This window comes from Psychroflexus aurantiacus (genome assembly GCF_010820555.1).
In the GTDB taxonomy this organism is placed as follows: Bacteria; Bacteroidota; Bacteroidia; order Flavobacteriales; family Flavobacteriaceae; genus Psychroflexus; species Psychroflexus aurantiacus.
Window position 1 is genome coordinate 508,339 of the sequence record NZ_JAAIKD010000001.1, and the last position, 18,773, is coordinate 527,111.

General features: G+C 40.7%; 14 protein-coding genes. 3 read left to right on the top strand and 11 right to left on the bottom strand.

Annotated elements, in window-relative coordinates; genetic code table 11:
- Positions 1–133: 133 nt before the first annotated feature.
- Both G3567_RS02220 and G3567_RS02225 read left to right on the top strand, forming a co-directional pair.
- Positions 134–1,714 (top strand): amidohydrolase family protein, encoded by a 1,581-nt coding sequence (locus G3567_RS02220; protein WP_164003663.1) that lies wholly within the window; start codon positions 134–136, stop codon positions 1,712–1,714.
- A gap of 97 nt (positions 1,715–1,811) precedes the next feature.
- The gene (locus tag G3567_RS02225; protein ID WP_164003664.1) at positions 1,812–2,282 is read left to right on the top strand and encodes a CBS domain-containing protein; all 471 of its coding nucleotides are present in this window, start codon (positions 1,812–1,814) and stop codon (positions 2,280–2,282) included.
- 274 nt (positions 2,283–2,556) lie between these two features.
- Here the strand turns inward: G3567_RS02225 and G3567_RS02230 are convergent, their stop codons facing one another.
- From G3567_RS02230 to G3567_RS02250, 5 genes are all read right to left on the bottom strand, one after another.
- The gene (locus G3567_RS02230; protein WP_164003775.1) at positions 2,557–3,465 is read right to left on the bottom strand and encodes a histone deacetylase family protein; all 909 of its coding nucleotides are present in this window, start codon (positions 3,463–3,465) and stop codon (positions 2,557–2,559) included.
- Between the two features lie 130 nt (positions 3,466–3,595).
- Positions 3,596–5,101, bottom strand: coding sequence for a S10 family peptidase (locus G3567_RS02235; RefSeq protein WP_164003666.1), 1,506 nt, complete (start codon positions 5,099–5,101; stop codon positions 3,596–3,598).
- A gap of 256 nt (positions 5,102–5,357) precedes the next feature.
- Positions 5,358–6,524: an MFS transporter gene (locus G3567_RS02240; protein WP_164003668.1), complete on the bottom strand. Its 1,167-nt coding sequence runs from the start codon at positions 6,522–6,524 to the stop codon at positions 5,358–5,360.
- A 272-nt stretch (positions 6,525–6,796) separates the two neighbouring features.
- Positions 6,797–8,638, bottom strand: a complete 1,842-nt coding sequence (locus G3567_RS02245) for a PLP-dependent aminotransferase family protein (RefSeq protein WP_164003669.1) — start codon at positions 8,636–8,638, stop codon at positions 6,797–6,799.
- A 207-nt stretch (positions 8,639–8,845) separates the two neighbouring features.
- Positions 8,846–9,367, bottom strand: a complete 522-nt coding sequence (locus G3567_RS02250) for a hypothetical protein (protein ID WP_164003671.1) — start codon at positions 9,365–9,367, stop codon at positions 8,846–8,848.
- 190 nt (positions 9,368–9,557) lie between these two features.
- Between G3567_RS02250 and G3567_RS02255 the strand changes: the two genes are divergently transcribed.
- Positions 9,558–10,007 (top strand): GreA/GreB family elongation factor, encoded by a 450-nt coding sequence (locus tag G3567_RS02255; RefSeq protein ID WP_164003673.1) that lies wholly within the window; start codon positions 9,558–9,560, stop codon positions 10,005–10,007.
- Positions 10,008–10,067: 60 nt separating this feature from the next.
- Here G3567_RS02255 and G3567_RS02260 read toward each other — a convergent pair whose 3' ends face one another.
- The 6 genes from G3567_RS02260 to G3567_RS02285 form a co-directional block, all read right to left on the bottom strand.
- Entirely contained in the window at positions 10,068–11,270 is a 1,203-nt protein-coding gene (locus G3567_RS02260) for a porin (protein ID WP_164003675.1), read from the bottom strand.
- Between the two features lie 138 nt (positions 11,271–11,408).
- Positions 11,409–11,912 carry a GNAT family N-acetyltransferase gene (locus G3567_RS02265; protein WP_164003676.1) on the bottom strand — a complete coding sequence of 168 codons (504 nt, stop codon included), beginning with the start codon at positions 11,910–11,912 and terminating at the stop codon, positions 11,409–11,411.
- Positions 11,913–12,279: 367 nt separating this feature from the next.
- Entirely contained in the window at positions 12,280–12,855 is a 576-nt protein-coding gene (locus G3567_RS02270) for a GNAT family N-acetyltransferase (RefSeq protein ID WP_164003677.1), read from the bottom strand.
- A 174-nt stretch (positions 12,856–13,029) separates the two neighbouring features.
- Positions 13,030–16,974, bottom strand: a complete 3,945-nt coding sequence (locus G3567_RS02275; protein WP_164003678.1) for a PAS domain-containing protein — start codon at positions 16,972–16,974, stop codon at positions 13,030–13,032.
- A 171-nt stretch (positions 16,975–17,145) separates the two neighbouring features.
- On the bottom strand, positions 17,146–17,838 hold the full coding sequence (locus tag G3567_RS02280) for a DUF6090 family protein (RefSeq protein WP_164003130.1): 693 nt from the start codon (positions 17,836–17,838) through the stop codon (positions 17,146–17,148).
- Between the two features lie 25 nt (positions 17,839–17,863).
- A complete protein-coding gene (locus tag G3567_RS02285) occupies positions 17,864–18,631 on the bottom strand; it encodes a hypothetical protein (protein ID WP_164003679.1) in 768 nt (255 codons plus the stop codon).
- Positions 18,632–18,773 lie beyond the last annotated feature (142 nt).

The following is an 18,773-nucleotide window of genomic DNA, read 5'->3' on the forward strand; positions in this document are numbered from 1 at the left end:
AGGTTCAGAAAAACAGATAAATCAAATTATATGCTCTTACTACCTGAAGCCTTTGCCGGGAATTCCACAAAGAGGAAGAGGCTAGGCCAGCGTCTAAACTTTAGTATCTTTAAGTTTTTAAACGAACTGTCTTATGAGAAATCTATTAGTCTTACTGCTTGTTGTATTCATTCAAATTCCGGCCTCGGCGCAAATCAAAAGCGCTCCCGAGAGGGCTGAAGGCGAAGGGCCATGGTCACAGCTGATCATTCGCGGAGTCACCCTCATCAATGGAAATGGTGCTCCACCAACCGGACCTGTGGATATCGTTGTGGAGCAGAATAAAATTAAGGAAATCAAAACCGTCGGCTATCCTGGTGTGGAAATCGACGAAAGCAAAAGACCTCAGCTTAAATCCGGAGGTAAGGAACTGGATGCTAGCGGAATGTATCTGATGCCGGGTTTTGTAGATATGCACGGACACATTGGCGGAGAAGCTCAGGGCACTCCTGCAGAGTATGTCTTCAAACTGTGGATGGCCCACGGAATTACGACCATTCGAGACCCCTCTGCAGGAAATGGCCTGGACTGGGTGCTGGAACACAAGAAAAAATCTGCTAAAAACGAAATTACCGCTCCACGAATTTTGGCTTACACCGCCTTTGGACAAGGGAGTGCCTCTGAGATAAGCTCTCCGGAAATGGCCAAAAAATGGGTGAGAGAAAACGCTGAAAAAGGGGCCGATGGCATTAAATTTTTCGGAGCCAGACCAGAAATCATGCAGGCCGCCCTGAAAGAAAATAAAAGCCTTGGACTGCGTTCTGCCATGCATCATGCTCAAATGGACGTCGCCAGATGGAATGTGCTGAATTCTGCCAGAGCGGGACTTACCAGCATGGAACACTGGTATGGACTTCCGGAAGCCTTATTTACAGACAGAACTGTTCAGCATTACAAACTGGATTATAATTATAACAACGAGCAGGACAGATTTGCAGGAGCAGGGAAGCTGTGGGAACAGGCCGCGCCGCCCTATTCTGAAAAATGGAATGCCGTGATGAACGAGCTGCTGGAACTGGATTTTACCCTGGACCCCACCTTTAATATTTATGAGGCTAACCGCGATTTGATGAGAACCCGAAGAGCGGAATGGCATGAGGAGTATACCCTGCCTTCCCTCTGGGAATTCTACCAGCCCAGTAAAATATCGCATGGTTCACACTGGCATTACTGGGGCACGGAAGAAGAAACCAACTGGAGGAAAAATTACGAGCTGTGGATGACTTTCGTCAATGAATACAAAAACAGAGGAGGCAGAGTCACCACGGGATCCGATTCTGGTTTTATATTTCAACTTTACGGATTTGCTTATGTCCGGGAACTGGAATTACTGAGAGAAGCCGGATTCCATCCGCTGGAGATTATGATGTCTGCAACCCTCAATGGCGCCGAAGCTTTGGGAATGGAAGATAAAATAGGATCGGTTGAAGTTGGAAAACTGGCCGATTTTGTCATCGTTGAAGAAAATCCCCTGGAAAATTTGAAGGTGCTGTACGGAACAGGCGCTATAAAACTGACCGATGAGAACGAGGTGAGGCGAGTAGGCGGCGTAAAATACACCATAAAAGATGGTATTATCTACAATGCTCAGGAACTTCTGGAAGATGTAAAGCAAATGGTTAAGGAAGAAAAAATGAAATCTGGTTATGAAATCAGGCAGCCCGGAGAGCAGTAACAAGATTCAACTTGTTTAAATACAAATAATTTATATTTAACGTATAATATTATCATATTCCCATTTTTATAATTAAATTAATGCCAAATTAATAAGTATGGGTATTAAAAATTTTCAAGGGAAGCAGGTTGGTGACGTCAATTTAAAAGCTGAAAAAATTACGGTGAGGGACTGTATGTCCAAGAGTATGGTTTTGTTTAAAAAAGAGCAGAGCATCATAGAAGTGGTAGAAACACTCATAAAATTCAGGGTTTCCGGAGGTCCGGTCATCGACGATCAAAAGTGTGTGATCGGTGTTATTTCTGAAGGAGATTGTGTGAAACAAATTTCTGAAAGCCGATACTATAACCTGCCGATGGAAGATACCTGTGTTGAAAAATACATGTCCAAAGATGTGGAGACGATTTCTCCCGAGGTCAATCTTTTCGATGCTGCCAATTTGTTTTTATCCTCCAAAAGACGGCGTTTTCCCGTGGTCGAAGATGGAAAAATTATAGGAATCGTAAGTCAAAAAGACATTTTAAGAACGGCCCTGATGCTGAAAGGCTTTAGCTGGAAACATAAGTAAATTCCTCCCCCAGCCCCCTCGCTTAAAAGACAACCCGCCACCTCAGGTACTCATCAATTTTCAAAGATTGGTTTTCACTTGCCTTTTTGATGTTTCGAAATCCAAAACCCATTAGGCTTCAAGGGATTTATTTCAAATCTGATATTTCAAATTTGGTATTTATAATTTGTTACTTGCAACTGACTACTTGCTACCCAATACTAAAAAAACGAATTTTCTATTTACCTAAACCCTACTACCTACCACCTAAGTTATGTCTTGGGTCTTGAATCTATTAAAAATACATATACTGTGCCGTACGGTAGGTATTGGCGTGGGCATCGATAATGGTTTTGATGTCTTTGGAATAACCGCCTCCCATACTGACTTCCACTGGGATTTCATGTCTGAGGCACTGCTCAAATACAAACTCATCCCGGCGTTTGCATCCTTCTACGCTGCAACCTAACTTACCAAGTTTGTCGGTACTCAGGATATCTACCCCCGACAGAAAAAATATAAAGTCGGGTTTTACCCGGTCGATAAGATTGGGCAGAGTAGAGGTAAGCGCTTTCAGGTATTCCTCATCACCGCAATCGTTTTCCATGGGTAAGTCCAGATCCGATTCTTCTTTTTTGAAGGGATAATTGCTTTTGCCGTGCATGGAAAAGGTAAACACCCTCTCCTCATTCCGGAAAATTTCAGCGGTACCGTTGCCCTGGTGGACATCGAGATCGACTATAAGGATTTTCCTGGCCAGTTTGTTCTGAAGCAAATACTGCGCCCCGATAGCCTGATCGTTCAGCATACAAAAAGCTTCCCCATGATCTGAGTAGGCATGATGGGTTCCGCCCGCTATATTCATCGCCACGCCATGTTCCAAAGCGTAATTACAGGCCTGAATAGTGCCGTCGGTGATGATACGCTCTCGCTCTACCAAAGCTGAAGACAAGGGGAATCCTATTTTTCTGGCCTGTCGTGGTTCAATACGTATGCTATATAACTCCTCCAAATATGCTGAAGTATGCACCGATTGAATATAGGTTTCATTTTCTTCCCGGATTTCCGGCTGAAAGAAATTCTCCTCCTCACAGGTGCCTTCATGCAGAAGTTGCTTGGGCAGAAGATCATACTTCTCCATGGGAAACCGGTGCCCTTCGGGTAAAGGGTGCTTGTAGATGGGATGAAAAGCGATTTTTAGCATAATCTGATAAAACAAGCCCAAAATAAATGCTTTTCCCAATCATCTCTGCTCTAAAATTTTTTAAATGTTTGGTAAAATAGAAGTATAAAATTAAGCTTAGTATTAATTATCAGTAGATGGTTTATTACTACTAGGGCTTAGACGTTTCATCGATGAATTGATCAACATCTATTTTAAATTTCTCCATAGACGGCAGATGAGTGTACATCATATGGCCAGCCTCATAATATTTCATAATAATATTGTCCCTTAACTCTGGTTCCAGCCCCATGTGATTAATAGAATGCTCAACTCCATAAAACACAGTAGCTAAATCGTAATATCCATTCAAAATCAAAATTTTCAAATTCGGATCACGCTTCATAGCAGAGGTCATATCTGGAAGAGTACTTATGGCTGTTTGTGCATTCCAGCTCACATTGCCTTTATGTTTCCAATCCCACTTAAATCCTTCTCTGCCACTGGCAGTAGTAGTGTAGGTCAAGTCCTTATTTGCGTTTAAGTCGTTGTACAGATAATCCTTAAAAGCAGCGATATACGGGGCTGATATAGCATCACTTTGGGGGTCTGTAAATGCATTTTGAGAAAGTAAATCTTCGTTTATTCCCTTGAATCTGGAGTCCAATCTCCCAACAGTTTCGCCTTCTTCTCGCATTAATTCCTGAAAAAACTCAGAATTGGTTACTCTAAGATTAGCTTTAATCCAATAGTCAGTACTCAAGCCTGTGAGGTCAGAAAGCTTTTGTGCCATGCTGGATTTGTCGGAAACAGAAAGTCGGTCTCCTTTGAGCAAAGCAGGGGCATATTCATTTTCAGTAAAATACCTGACCTCTTCCAAAAAGGATTCCAAGGAATTACCTTTATCTTTCACTTTATCATGATACCAAGCTGTGGCTGCATAAGTCGGGAAATGTGTGAGGTAAGCTATATCGTCTCCGGGACCAAAAAGTAAATGCTGTAATTCAAAAACAGCCGAAACCATAATGACACCATTCATAGCTATTCCTTTGTCTTGCAAATGCTTCACCAGGGCAGCGTTTCTGAACGTACCATAGCTTTCACCCAGTAAATACTTAGGTGAATTATACCTGCCTTCACGAATTAAAAACTGATCAATAAAAAGTCCTATGCTTCTTACATCTTGATCTACCCCCCAGAAGTCTGTCCACTTGGCTTCACCAACAGGACGACTAAAGCCAACACCAACAGGATCAAGCATGACCAAGTCTGCCTTATCTAAAATTGAAAACTCATTATTAACAATAGTGTAAGGCGCTGGTTTGGTATAATCGGGATCATTAATAACCACCCGTTTAGGCCCCAAAACCCCAAAATGAAGCCAGAAAGAAGCTGATAAAGGTCCACCGTTAAAAGCAAATACTATAGGCCTGTTGTTAGTTTCACCAGACTTTTTGTAGTGGGTAAATCCAAAAAGAGCGATGGGCTGGTCGTTTTCATCACGTAATTGTATAGTACCGGTTTCTGTATCAAGATTGATGGTTTTACCATGGATGCTTACCGATTGAGAAGAGGTGTAAACTTCACCTTCTGGTATTTTTTTATCTTCGGCTGGTTCCTGAGAATAGGATACTAAGGTGTAAAGGATAATAAGGCTAGTGAGTAATTGATTTTTCATAGTCTAAGCTTTAAAACAAATAATTCTTTATTTTGTTAGTAATACTGATTTAAAGGTATGAAAAATTCAAATGCGGATTTTTATGCTAATCATCCAAATTCTAAGCTAACTTTAAATTTCAATTTTTATCGCTTTGAAGGTTTAAGCTGAGATAGTAGCTTAAGAAATGTATCTAAAAGCTTTAAGCTAAGCAAGGCAAACCTGCCTGCGTTACTTGGAAGGCAGGTTCAGAATAAATAAATACTACCCAGCTGGTTTATGTGATTTTTTTCCTGAGTGCTGCCAGGCCCAGCAGGGGACCGATGGCTAAGAGGGTGTAAATAAAATGGCTGCTGGTCCAGAGCATCAGACTGCTGAGAAGCTGTATGCTCCCAATGGTGATGGCAAATCCAATACAGTTGACAATCGTGAGCGCCGTACCTTTAAGCTCGGCAGGAGCGCTTTGAGCTACCAGCGTGGACAGGAGTGGTGAATCTGCAATGACAAGCATACCCCACAGCAGTAAAAATCCTATAAAGATGTCGCTCTCCAGAGCAAACATCCACGGCACAGCCAGGCAGCAGGCACAGGATAAGAGCAAAGCTGCCGAAGCTGTGGATTTGGTGCCCTTTCGATGAGCTACATAGCCTCCTAAAACACAGGACAAACCGCCGATACCTATGATTAAAAAGGACCATAAAGACACATTGAACGTGACTTCGGGATGACTCAGGTTATAGGTCTGTAATAAGACGGGTACAAAGGCCCAGAACGCATACAACTCCCACATGTGGCCAAAATAGCCAAAAGCTGCAGCGCGAAAGTTTCGGTCGCGAAAAACCTGAAAAAAAGCAGAGAAGTTTAAATTTCGACGCGTTTGGCGATAAGGGCCATCTGGCACCAGGAGCATGATCAATACCCCGCCCAAAAGCGCAAGGGAAGAGGTCACTATCAAAACCGTTTTCCATAAAAAAGCATCGGTCAACTCTTTGAGCAAATGGGGAAAGGCTGTCCCAAGCACCAGGGCACCCACCAGAAAGCCAAGGGATTTGCCTAAGCCTGTTTTGTAATAATCGGCTGCAATCTTCATCCCCACCGGATAAATACCCGCCAGAAAGAAACCTGTCATAACCCGGCATAAAAGCAACGTAGACAGGCTGTGATCTTCCCAGATGACCGCCAAATTGAACACAGCTCCCAAGAGAGCGGACCCAAAAAAGACGCGGGAAGGCGAAAACCGATCTGCAATACTCAAAATTGCAAAAATCAAAGTCCCCAGTATAAAGCCCAGCTGAACGGCAGAGGTTAAATGCCCTAAAGCGCTGGGTGACAAATTGTAGTGGATCACCAGCTCACTCATGACTCCATTACCTGCAAACCAAAGCGATGTACAGCAAAACTGAGCAAACACAATCAGCGGTAATATATGTTTCGAAATCTTCACGCCGTGAAGATATCAAATGCTGAATACGTCCAGTGATAAAGATTAAATAAAATTAAGCGGTATCCGGACTCACTATTTACACCAAAATATAAAAGCCATGTTGATATTTATAAAATCTCTGTGTTCTCAGTGGCTCTGTGGTGAGAACTATAACGGAGGCATAAGACCGCTCTCTGCCGGTAAAGGCCGGCTTTAAAATTAGGTTTTTGAACGCATGTTTCCATCGCGCAAACACAGAAAAAAGCAAGATGAATTCAATTCTGCTTTAAAAGTTACAGCTGCTTCACAAAATCTGAAAAGACCGCTTTGTGACGTTCCAGGTCCAGATCCGGAGAAATGGAAACCCTGGCAATGTAATCCTTATCTTCTTCCTTGGTGGTGCCCTGGGTGGAGGTTGCCGGTATGGTCCAGTAAGAGCCTTTCAGCTGACCGTAACTCACACAGTGTTTGCTTCCGGGAATCCGGCTGATCATCATCGTGATGAGTTTATGGTTTAAATCCCTTTTGTAGGTTTCGCGTTCTTCATCCGTATCGCCTTTGGTTGGCAGATCCAGGGAAAAGACTGAAGGGGTGAAGCCCTGTTCCACCACCTCATCGGGAACGAAATTGATTTTAGCCTCGGGGAGTTCTTTCCTGATGAAATTCACAAACTCACGGGTGTTTTTATAAGCATCCTTTATTCTTTGATTCATGGAGGGTAACTGTTCGGCCAAGATTTCAACCTGAAGATCTGTAGCTTCATTGTCGCAAAGCTGAAAATGCTTTTGGATGCATGGCATCACATCCTCTGCCTTTTCGTTGGCGACACAGTAACCGGCCGTACATCTTCCGCCACTTGGAAATTTGGATCCGCTCACGTAAGAAATGGTTCTAATGTCTGAAAACATTCCCTCCTTACTTAAGAAGTGAACATTGGGACAAAAAGTCTGATCCAGGATAAACACCGGTGGAATAGCGTCCTGGCCCTCCGGATTTTGTCGTGGCTTTCTTAAAGCTGCGGTCAGTTCTTCCAGATTCGGGACTTCTACTCTGGGGTTGGTGGGAATTTCGGCTATGATGTAAGGCACTGCATCTTCCCGGGCCGTCTGGTCCAGAACCTGAGCGGTGCTTTGTACCATATCGTTGTCCTGATCTACCGGCAAGTCCATGATATCTACGCCATCTACCGCTTCCACGACACGTCTGGCCTGGTCATTGGTTCCGCCATAACAGTTGGGAGGAACAATGATTTTGATCCGTTTGCCCGGATGATTGGTTTTGGCATCGTCAATAAGCCCCATCATGATGGCATATTGAACGGAGAGTCCGCAGGAGCCTAATAAGACATCTGAAGTGGCTAAAGTGATGCCCTGCACCTCCCTGATGACCTTCTCCAAATTGTCGGCTCTGCTTGTTTTTACCTCTACAGATGCTTTTATACCGACAAACCTCTGTAAAGCTTCAAAGGAGTCTGCCGGAGTCATCGCAATGGATTCTCTTCGGCGCACATGCTGTATTTCTGAAACGTAAGCTTCATTTTTGTTTCCGTTCACGATCAGGATACTCCCCAGTTTCGGGTATACATTGACGTGAAAGTCAATCCCCGGATTTAATTCGGCCTGACCGACCTGATGCTCCTGAGAAATGAAAACCGTACTGCCTTCAAATTCCGGAATGTCATCGCTGCTTTTGACCTGTTTAAGCTCAAAGCTATACCCGTAAACGCGCTTGAGCGTTTCGGCATCCAAGAAATTGGGCAGGGCTTCGGTATAAAGGATTTGGGTGGGTTTATCCTGAAGTTTGTTGGTGCGCAATACTGCAAAAACAGGCATGGTCTGTGAAGAAAAACTGATGACCTGTTCCGGTTTTATCCCGTGTTTATGGGCGATTCCCCACTCTAAAACCGAGGATAAGGGATGCCCGAGACGAATGTAATCGTAAGCTGTTGGAAGCTTGGCTAATTCAGAGTGATCTGCAGTGTGATTTTGGTACAGGACTTCCAGCTGTTCCAAAAACTCGGTTTTGGCCCTGCTTTCGTTATAAATATCCAGCCGGTGTGTGGTGAGCTTCAGCCAGTCGGTTGGAACCTGGTTTAAAATGTCTTTTATATAGGTTTGTACCTTATGATCTTGCATGCCTTTGGTTTTAAAGAGAGGCAAAATTAAAGATTTCTAAGGGCTTCGGCGGTGGTCTTAACAAGATGTTTTGGGTTGGAGTGGAGAGCGCATATGCGCAAGCTATGAATGCAACTAAAGGCAAACTTAGCCTGAAGTTGAAAGCATAAAAAAAAACATCCGTCTCCGACGGATGTTTTTTACAATCGAGTTTTGAGTTGAAACCCTTTACATTTCTTTCTTAGCAGAATCGTGGGCCTGCATCATTTGCTCATGTTCACTTCTTAACTTTTCATGCGCTTCAATCATTTGGTCGTGTGCTGCATTCATTTGTTCCTGTTCTTCCAATATGGTTTCAACCTCATAATCAAAAGTATTCAGATCGACATCTTCAGTGGCATGTTTTTCTATCAGATCCTGATGCTTCTGAAGCAGGTTTTCATGGAGTTGAATGGTCTTATAATGCTGCACTAAAATATCCTGATGCTTTTCCCTAAAGACGGCGTGTATGCTATCCATCTCGGGCATGCCTGAATACTCATCAGCTTTTTCCTTCATGACGTCGTGCATCTCTTCCATTTTTTTATAGTTTTGATTCATGAACGCATGCGTACCCATCAGTTCCTCGTGTTCTTCCACCATGTCTTTATATTCTTCGGTTTCTATAGGATTTTGGTTACAGCCTATAAAAACAAAAGCCAATAAACTCATAGCTATAGTCAATACATTTTTATTGAGTAGAGTTTTCATTTTTTTGATTTTTTTGATTCATCTTCAATTTAATGATATTTATTTTGAATTTGAAATAATGTTAAAAATTACATATTTTCTGAAAGGAGTCCCTGAGACAGTATAATTTTTTTTTCATCTGAAACACAAGCCCTGATCTGCTTATGGTATCCTATATTTATCGACCTTTAAAATCCGCTAAAACCCACTTATGACTCTCAAAGCAAATCTATATAATCAGTGCCTGGAACTCGTGGAAAAACGTCGCCACAGCATTCTCAACCAGATTGCTGATATCCAAAACAGCCTGCTTTCGGAAACCAAAAGCAGTGCGGGCGATAAGCATGAAACAGGCAGGGCCATGCTTCAGCTGGAACGAGAAAAAGCAGGACATCAACTGGCAGAAATTGAGAAATTAAGCGGCGCGCTTTCTAAAATCAATACTGAAGAAAGACCCGGAAAAGTGGCCGTGGGCAGTCTGGTTTTTACCTCCAAAGCGCTTTATTTTATAAGCATCAGTCTGGGTGCCTTACAAGCCGATGGGAAACCCGTCTATGCCATTTCACCCGGGACACCTGTGGGACAGTTGCTGATGGGCAGACAAGTGGGGGATGAACTGCGTTTTAACGGAAATTCCTTTGTGATCGAGCAGGTGGTTTAATGAGGTCAGGTCAGATTTTTACCTTTTATCCCATACATGTTCTGTTGTTATTTTTTTGGATTATAGCAAATTTAATGGAGCCAAAATGCCGATTTTAAGTTCATTTCTATTGAAACTTCCCACATTGAAATTGGCTTTGGCATATTCCGTATAATCAAAATACCTTCCCACATAGGCTATAAAAAACTGGATATCTATCGTTTTAAAAGGACTATAAGTAAGCGTAGGAATGGCTCCATAACTGGTTCTTACGTGATCCTTCGTGCTGGTATAATTGTCGTATGCCGTATTCGTCATAAGCGTAAGTAAGCCTTTGAATTTAGGGCTGAAACGGTATTCTGCTCTTAACCAGTTTTCCACATAAAGTACGTTTTCTGCAATCGTGTTTTCTTCAAGTAAATTGTTGATAATTCCCTTGGTATCTATTTCTTCATAACTGTACTGAAAATCGTACATCAAACTGAAGTCTTTGTCCTGATATTTATGTCCTAAGGTAAAGAAATAGGTGCCTCTGTTTTTAACTTCGTTGCTGTAACTCGCGCTGTAATTTGTTTCAAATTTGCCGTCAAAAAAGCGTCCGCGCCAGTTGACTACTCCATTGACCGGCCAGATAGGTTCTTCTATATTTTCAGCCACAATATCCCCGTAAAGATCTTTGTAAAGCAGTGTTCTTGAATTTAAAACCTGAATTCGAAACTGATGATTGTCAAACGCCTGGTAAGAGAGACCTGCTCCCGTGACAAAAGCTAAAGCATTGCTGTAAATATCATTGAATTCCAGGACATATAAAGGACTGAATTCATATTCGTAACCTCCATAAAAGGCAAACATTTTACCGATATAGACATCCAGCTTTTCGGCTGCTTTTACTTTGACATAAGCGAGTTGAATATCGTTGCTTAGACGATCTAAAGACTGAACTTCAGAACTACTATTGAACCGATTTCTGAAATTAAACTCTATGCGTTCATGAAGCTGACCTGAAATACTGAGGGCTGTAAATCCATTCTCGAACTGTATGCCATTGTAATACTGGTCTCCACCTCTAAACGTGTAAGCCTGAAACTCGGTGCGCATGTCGAAACCAATGTTTATATTTTCTAAAAGTTTTATTTTATCTTTTGAAAATAGTGGAGCATTACTGCTGTCATTGTCTTGTGAAAATCCGCTTAAGGGGAGTACTAAAAAACTTAATAGGACTCCTAAAATCTTCCCTGTTGATTTTGAATTTCGATGGTTTCTACTAGACTCCTGTAATGGCATTCGCTTGAAATTTTAATCCTTTTGAAAGGAGTTCAGTTTCAAGTTAGTGATTATTTTAAGAACACCTGGTTTCTATTCTTTAAATCGGAAGGTATTAGCATTGAGTTTCAAACTAAAAATGAGTGGAAAGGCTAAGTCTTAGGCTAATGCTTTTTCATAAAGATTGTAAGTCGATATGGGTAATTTCTTAGCCCCTACTTGTTTAAAACCCTGGTTTTCGTAATACCTGCAAAGCTTTGGATTTGTAGAATCCGCATCCAGTCGCAGGTATTTACAATCCATTGCTTTAGCGTCTCTACCAATTCTTTTTATAATTTGAATTCCTATACCCTTCCCATTGTACTCTTCTTTCACCAGCAGGGAATGGATGTACCTGGCCTTTTCGTCTTGTTTGCCCCAGTACAGCAGGTCTTGATCCAGAATTCTGACCATGCCCAGAGTTTCATTATTCTCATTCTGAACAAAAAAGTATTCCTTATTTTGAATCCCTTCCTTTACCCATTCTATTTTTTCTGAAGGCGGGTTTTTCCAGTATTGCCAGTGGTCGATGTTCATCCTGCTGATTTTATCGGCCGCAGCCTGAAACAGGCTTATAACGTCTTCTAAATCTTCTTTGTGTATGAGGGTGAAGGTGAGTTGCATTGTAAAATTATTGATTTTGTTTTCATAGCCTACGATTTAAATCGCGGGCTATGAAATGTATGGTTAAATTGAAATGGTTTTAAGCATTTTCTTTATCCTTTTTTGATGTAATTATAAACTTTTTCAACTGCAGATCCTGAAGCACATAAGATTCTGGTTTTAGTCTAAATATATTCATTTTAAGGTTTCAATTAAAATCTCACATATCCATAATTACCGGTTGACGAAAGGCTTAAAAAAAGATAAGCGATAATATCTGATTTTTACGCCTTAGATTAAATTATGCTAAAGTGTCTCAGCTAATTTAAAGTATTGAAGCAGGAAACTCGAATTCATCAGTTTAGTAGATTAGCTCCAGTGTTTAGATTTATTTTTTGAGCCCTTTATAAAAATCAGATTGAAGCAGCGAATAAATTTCACTATCCAAATACTCTCCGTTATAAAAATAGTTCTCTCGAAAATAAGCTTCTTTTTGAAACCCCATACTCGTCAATAGTCCGCGGGAATTATCATTTCCAGGATTGATGTTGGCTTCTAAACTATGCAGATTAAATTTCTTAAAACCAAAATTGAAAATACACATCATCGCTTCTTTCATCAATCCTTTTTTCCAAAACTCTGGCTTCAGTGTATATCCAATCTCTGCTCTGGAATTTTTAGGATCGATGTTGAAAAACGCAAAATCACCGATAAATTTCCCGGTCGATTTCTCTATCAGAGCCCAAAGCATTCCGGTCCTCTCCTTGTACAGCTTTAATTTTTTAGAAATAGACTCTTCAGACTGTTGGAGGCTTAGATGCCTTTCCTGATCCATATAAACCATGACCCGTTCATCAGAACGGATACCCTGGACCTCTGAGGCGTCTGACAAGTTTAATTGCCTTAGAAGTAACCTCTGACTTTCCAATTCTGGGAATTCCTCGAAGTATAGGTCATTGAGCATAGACGTTGTGGCTGATTAAGTGAAGTTACAAAATACATAACGGTTCTCAGCTATACGAAGGCATGGATTTTAACCACTCAACCTTCTACGAAGAACTGAACTTTAAATATAGCACTTAACTGACCTACAAAGCACGAAATCACTGCTTGCGTATAGGTGATGTTGTGTAAATTTCTACTCCTCTAATGGATCTATCTTTTGCATTAGCATACCCTTTAAAGTCTCCCATTCTTCCTTCAGTTCGGTAAGCAGAGCCTCCAAATGCTCAAAGGAACGATCTGTGGTAGCATTTTCCATTTTTCGTGCAATATCAGCTAATATGTCACAGCGCATGCTAAGAGAAGTACCATTAATTGCATGGGCAATTGTCCTGATATTTGCTAAATCTATTTCATTGTATGCCTGTTCGAGTTGTTCTATCTTTTGTGGTATAACGGTAATGAACATCGATATTAATTGTTGAGCCACCTCCATATCATTTCCAATACCTTCTGCTAGTTCGCTAAATCCAAAATGAATTTCACTTTTAGTGTCTATGTTTTTCAAATCAGCATTGACGTTTTTTCCTTGCTGAAAGAATTTATTTAATACTGCTTGTATTTTTGTGGATTCTAATGGTTTAGTTAAAAAATAATTCATTCCTGAGGCAAGACAACGTTCTTTTTCTTCCTTCAATGCACCTGCTGTAAGGGCAATGATGGGAAGGTGATTATTTGGATTGATTTCCAACGCTCTGATTTTTTGGGTTGCTTCAATGCCATCAAGTTCGGGCATGTGTACATCCATAAAGATTAAGTCAGGAGAAATGCTTTGGTATTGCTCAATAGCTTCTAAGCCATTTCTTGCTTCATATACTTCGCTATTGGGCATCAGTTGTGAAAGCATGATTTTGCTAAGCACCATGTTCAAGGGATTGTCTTCTGCAATGAGGATTTTTATTTTTTCGCTTGTTTCGTCTGTTTCTGCTGCTGTTTGTTCAGTTTCTTGGTGTGGGAGAGTTGCTGCTTTTTGATGGAGACGAGAGAGGTAATTGAATAGATCTTCGCTTTTAACGGGTTTATTTAAAAGGAAACGAATTCCTAACTCCTTACTTTTTTGATTCAACTCTGCATTATCTAATGAGGAATGAAGTAAAATGACAGGTTGCTTTTCGATGCTTAGTTTAAATTGATCCTTCATTTGGCGGATAGTGTCTATACCATTGAAATAGGGCATTTCATAATCGCAGATTACCACTTCATAAGGTTGAGAATTTTGCAGTTTCTGAAGTGCCTCAAGTCCATTGCTGCAGGAGTCTGTTGCTATCTGCCATTGCTTGAGCATTTGCTCGAGAATGAGTCGGTTGTTATCATTATCATCAATAATCAAACAGCGTTTTACACCTTTAATCTGTGTGGTATCTAGTTTTACTCCCTCATCAAAATGCGTGATGATTTCAAAATAGAACGTAGTGCCAACATCAGGAGTGCTGTCTATGTGGATTTTGCTTCCCATTTTTTCTGCAATCATTTGCGAAATTACCAGTCCTAAACCTGTGCCTCCATATTTACGCGTGGTGGAACTGTCAGCTTGAGAAAATGATGTGAAAAGTTTTGCTTTTTGCTCCTCGGTAATACCAATCCCTGTATCTCGTACGGAAATTGAAAGTTTACCTTGGTTGCCTTCAAGTGCATGATAGGCTACTTTTAGTGCTACTTCACCCTTTTCCGTAAACTTGACGGCATTGCTTAAAAGATTGGCTAAAATCTGTTTGGTGCGAATAGCGTCAAGATGGGCAAAACGAGGCATAGAAGGGTCGATATCCAATAACAACTCAATCCCTTTGTCAGCTGCTGAGAAGTTGATAATATCGATGCTATTTTCTAAAAGCACCACCATATCAGTTTTCATGACCTCAAGCTCCAACATTCCCGCTTCAATTTTAGAAAAATCAAGAATATCGTTGATAATTCCCAAGAGTGTATGCCCTGATACATTGGCACTATTAGCATATTGTTGTTGAACATGGTTTAGTGGGGTTTTGGTAAGCAACTCCGTAAAACCAATCACCCCATTGAGTGGCGTACGGATTTCGTGGCTCATATTGGCAAGAAACTCAGATTTTGCTTTGCTGGCGGCTTCGGCTTGTTCTTTGGCTTTGATTAGTTCTAATTCAGCCTTTTTACGCTCGTTGATGTCTTGCAATACCCCCAAGAGTCTTACACATTTACCGTCTTTGAATTCACTATTTCCAATTGCTCTTACCCAAAACAATTTGCCTTTGGAACTTGTAAGTTGCAATTCTAAGTCATAAGGAGTACCATCAACCAAAGCTTTTTGGATGGCTTTCTCAAGTTGTGCCCAACTTTCGGGGGCATAATAACTAGCCATTTGCTCATACGTAGGCACAAAACCATGAGGCACTTCATGGATATCACAAATGGTATCCGACCAGCTGATTTCGCCTGTCAAGTTGTTAAAATCCCAGCCACCCACCTGAGCCACACGGCTGGTTTGCAGCAGGAAATCCTTGGTTTTTGTCAGTTCTACCTCCGCTTTCTTGCGTTTGGTAATGTCTTGTCGGATAGAAATGTACTGTACAACCTTACCCGATTCGTTTAAAACAGGCTGAACAATACAACTCACCCAATAATTACTACCATCTTTTTTCCGCTTTTTGATTTCTCCTTTCCAGGTTTTGCCTGCCATAATCGTTTCTTTCTGATTATGCCAAAATTCCCCGTCGTGGTAGTCTGAATTCAGGATATGGTGGTTTTGCCCGATTAGTTCTTCTTCAGTGTAGCCAGATAGCTCACACAACTGTTTGTTTACTTTTACAAATAGGTCTTGTGTATTGGTAATGGAGAGGGCAGAACTCTCGTTTATGGCACTGGTGATGTCTTTTATCTCTTTGCTGATGGCAGCAATTTCTGCTTCCTTCTTTTTTTGCTCGGTGATATTGGTATGCGTACCGACTACCCTGCTGGCTTCCCCTTTTTCGTTTCGCTCTACCACTTTTGCTTTGTTCAGTATCCACAAATACTGACCTGCCTTGTTTCTGAATCGGTATTCGTGGCTGAAGGTGTCGCCATTATCAGGGGTTTGGGTGACTTTGTCGATTTCAGCAAACACCCATTGGGCATCATCGGGGTGCAATCTTTCTGCCCATTCACTGGCTAAAAATGCAAGTTCGCCCATTTCGTAACCTAGCATTTCTACCCAAGCCTTTGAGAAAACAGTAACGCCATTGGCAGGTGTCCAGTCCCAAATACCGTCACCCGAAGCGTCTAGCGCGTAGTTTAATTGTTTGTTTAATGCTTCTCTCTCTAGTTCAATTTTTTTCCTTTCTGTTATATCTTGCGCCACGCCCCTTAGGGTAGTAATATTCTTATTTTCATCAAAAACCGCCTCTCCACGTGCCCAGATCCATACTTGGCTTCCGTCTGTGCGAATGCCCTTAAGTTCTAATTCATAGGGAATACCCTGCTCAATAGCAAGGGCTACAGAAGCCGTTATGGTCTCCCAACTTTCAGGGCTGTATAGTTGCTTCTGCTCGGGAAAAGTGGGCGTAGGAAGAATAGGGTCTAAGCCAAACATTTTGTAAAGTTCCTCAGACCATAACACCTCATTGGTTTTTAAATCAAGCTCCCAGCTCCCTGTTTTGGAAATTTGTTGGCCCTTCCTAAGTTGGTCAGTAGTTCTCTGAAGCAGTAATTCCTTGTTTTTAAGCTCTGTAATATCTTGGTGTGCCCCCAGCATTCTAACAGGTTTGCCCTGCTGATCCCTGATTGCCAAACCACGGCACCTAATCCAGACGGTAGAGCCATTTTTATGCGTATATCGTACCGTTTGGTTGTAAGGGTGATCCGGATTTTCGCAATGTTTGATAAGGTTTTCTGTGGCAAGTTTTAAGTCTTCAGGGTGGATAATATGTTGCCAAGCCGATGCTTTATGCGGCATTTCACGGTGGTCGTATCCTAAAACCGCCCAAAATTTAGGATTCATCCATTCTTCTTCGGGCTGCTCCAAATCCCAATACCACAAGCCATCTAGAGAAGACTCTTGAATAAAATCAAAAATTGACTCATCGGTTTTGATCAGCTCGTAGAGTTCTTTTTTTAGGTAGTTGGGGGATTTCATTTGGAGATATGCTATTAAAATTTTACATAGCTTTTATGTAGATGGTTTGTTGTGTAATAAAGTAACAAATTTAGCGAGTACAAACCAAATATAAAATCCTAGCGGATTTTCAGAAGTAGGCGAGAACAAGCGATTACTTATAGCCAATGTTGTGCTTTCGTTTTTTAATTTTTATTCAATTTTTTGGTTAATGATGAGAAGCAATTCGTTATAGTCCTTTATTACTTTATTTGCGCCTTCTAGAAGGGCAGATGTCATCAATGTACTACTGGCAATAACATTCCTGAAATTCTCACTGTTATATGCATCTACATTTAGATAGTCCTTAGAATTTAATATTCCTTTACTAACCATTATATCTGTCATTACTCCTCGATTAACTAAATAAGGAAGTATATTAGAATGCACATCATTTTCTAGATACTCTATTCCTTTATTATAATATCCAATTGATTCTGAAAGATTCTGCATACTTTTTGTAAGTTCAGACCATTGAAAAATCTTTTTATTAGAGCCAAGTTCGTTTTCAATTATGGGCAGATCAATTCTTTCTAGATAGAAAAAGACCATACTACTAATCTTTTTTATCTTTTCAGTATCAGAAATATTCTGGTCACTACTATTCAAAAATTCAAGACGTTTATCAACTCTTTGTTTCAAGAATTCGATTGCGCTTTCCAGTTCAGTTTTGTTCTCGTTTATTTCCTCTCGAAGATTTACCAATACCTGTTGCGATTGCTTTTCTAATATTCTTTGCTGATTCCAATTATTAATCTGAAGAGCAATCAAAATTCCAATAACAACAAGTATAATCTCACCAACGGCATATTTTAAATACCTGCCTGTATTGCCTTCTGAAAGCATATTTCGCCTAATTTTTCTAAAGAATTTAATCATCTTTGGTTGTTAAGGTTGTAGCTAACTGAGGTCTATCACTGAGTTTTTCATTGATCAGATTGATCATTTCAACGGTCGATTCTAACTGTTTTTTGGTAATACCCTTAATAGCCTCTGAAAATTCCTTACGACCTAATAATTGGCTATTGATAGTAAATCGAAGTTCAGGATCAATTGAATAATCCTGCCGAATACTACCGTCTGGGTTTTGTCCGAATTTCATCCCATTGTTTGAAACGAAAACGCCATAAATATTGTCGATTAGAAATAGATTGTTGTTTGTGATTACTGCCGCAAGATAATCCAGCTGTTGATAGTATCTAATGAGTTCATTCTTAAGCTCTTTGTCTTTAATGAGTACAATATTACCCGTTGATTCCAGATTGTTGAAGGTAGCTTTATTTGCAATAAAGGTACGACGAGTCGTAAGTTCAAATAATAAAGGTGCTATATCCGAAGGAGAGGGAATTGGTTTTTGCATAAACATTAAAACACTATCTGCCTTGGCAATCATTTCAGATTCATTGGCTAATTGACCATCTATGATCTCCTTTTGTATCTCAAGGTCTTCACGAAGGTTTTCCAAAGAAATTCGGAGCAGCTCTTTATCTTGAACACTCTGGTTCCAGTTACCGATTTGTACAGCGATGATGATACCGATCACAACGAGGAGTATCTCACCCACAGCATACAGGGCATACTTCCCAACTTTGCTATCAGCAATGAGGTTCTTACGAATGGTTCTAAAGAATTTAATCATTAGTTAGTGGTTTCTGGTAATGAAGTACAACGGGCTTGCATATGTGTTTGTGGCGGGTAAACAGGCGCAAGTCATTTAGTTATACTTTTTCATTTATAAACATACCAAAATTTTAGATTCAGCAAGAACTTTAGCCATAAAA

Coding starts and splice junctions, on each gene's coding strand:
- G3567_RS02220 (WP_164003663.1), top strand. CDS start 134: ATGAGAAATCTATTAGTCTTACTGCTTGTTGTATTCATTCAAATTCCG.
- G3567_RS02225 (WP_164003664.1), top strand. CDS start 1,812: ATGGGTATTAAAAATTTTCAAGGGAAGCAGGTTGGTGACGTCAATTTA.
- G3567_RS02230 (WP_164003775.1), bottom strand. CDS start 3,465: ATGCTAAAAATCGCTTTTCATCCCATCTACAAGCACCCTTTACCCGAA.
- G3567_RS02235 (WP_164003666.1), bottom strand. CDS start 5,101: ATGAAAAATCAATTACTCACTAGCCTTATTATCCTTTACACCTTAGTA.
- G3567_RS02245 (WP_164003669.1), bottom strand. CDS start 8,638: ATGCAAGATCATAAGGTACAAACCTATATAAAAGACATTTTAAACCAG.
- G3567_RS02250 (WP_164003671.1), bottom strand. CDS start 9,367: ATGAAAACTCTACTCAATAAAAATGTATTGACTATAGCTATGAGTTTA.
- G3567_RS02255 (WP_164003673.1), top strand. CDS start 9,558: ATGACTCTCAAAGCAAATCTATATAATCAGTGCCTGGAACTCGTGGAA.
- G3567_RS02260 (WP_164003675.1), bottom strand. CDS start 11,270: ATGCCATTACAGGAGTCTAGTAGAAACCATCGAAATTCAAAATCAACA.
- G3567_RS02265 (WP_164003676.1), bottom strand. CDS start 11,912: ATGCAACTCACCTTCACCCTCATACACAAAGAAGATTTAGAAGACGTT.
- G3567_RS02270 (WP_164003677.1), bottom strand. CDS start 12,855: ATGCTCAATGACCTATACTTCGAGGAATTCCCAGAATTGGAAAGTCAG.
- G3567_RS02275 (WP_164003678.1), bottom strand. CDS start 16,974: ATGAAATCCCCCAACTACCTAAAAAAAGAACTCTACGAGCTGATCAAA.
- G3567_RS02280 (WP_164003130.1), bottom strand. CDS start 17,838: ATGCTTTCAGAAGGCAATACAGGCAGGTATTTAAAATATGCCGTTGGT.
- G3567_RS02285 (WP_164003679.1), bottom strand. CDS start 18,631: ATGATTAAATTCTTTAGAACCATTCGTAAGAACCTCATTGCTGATAGC.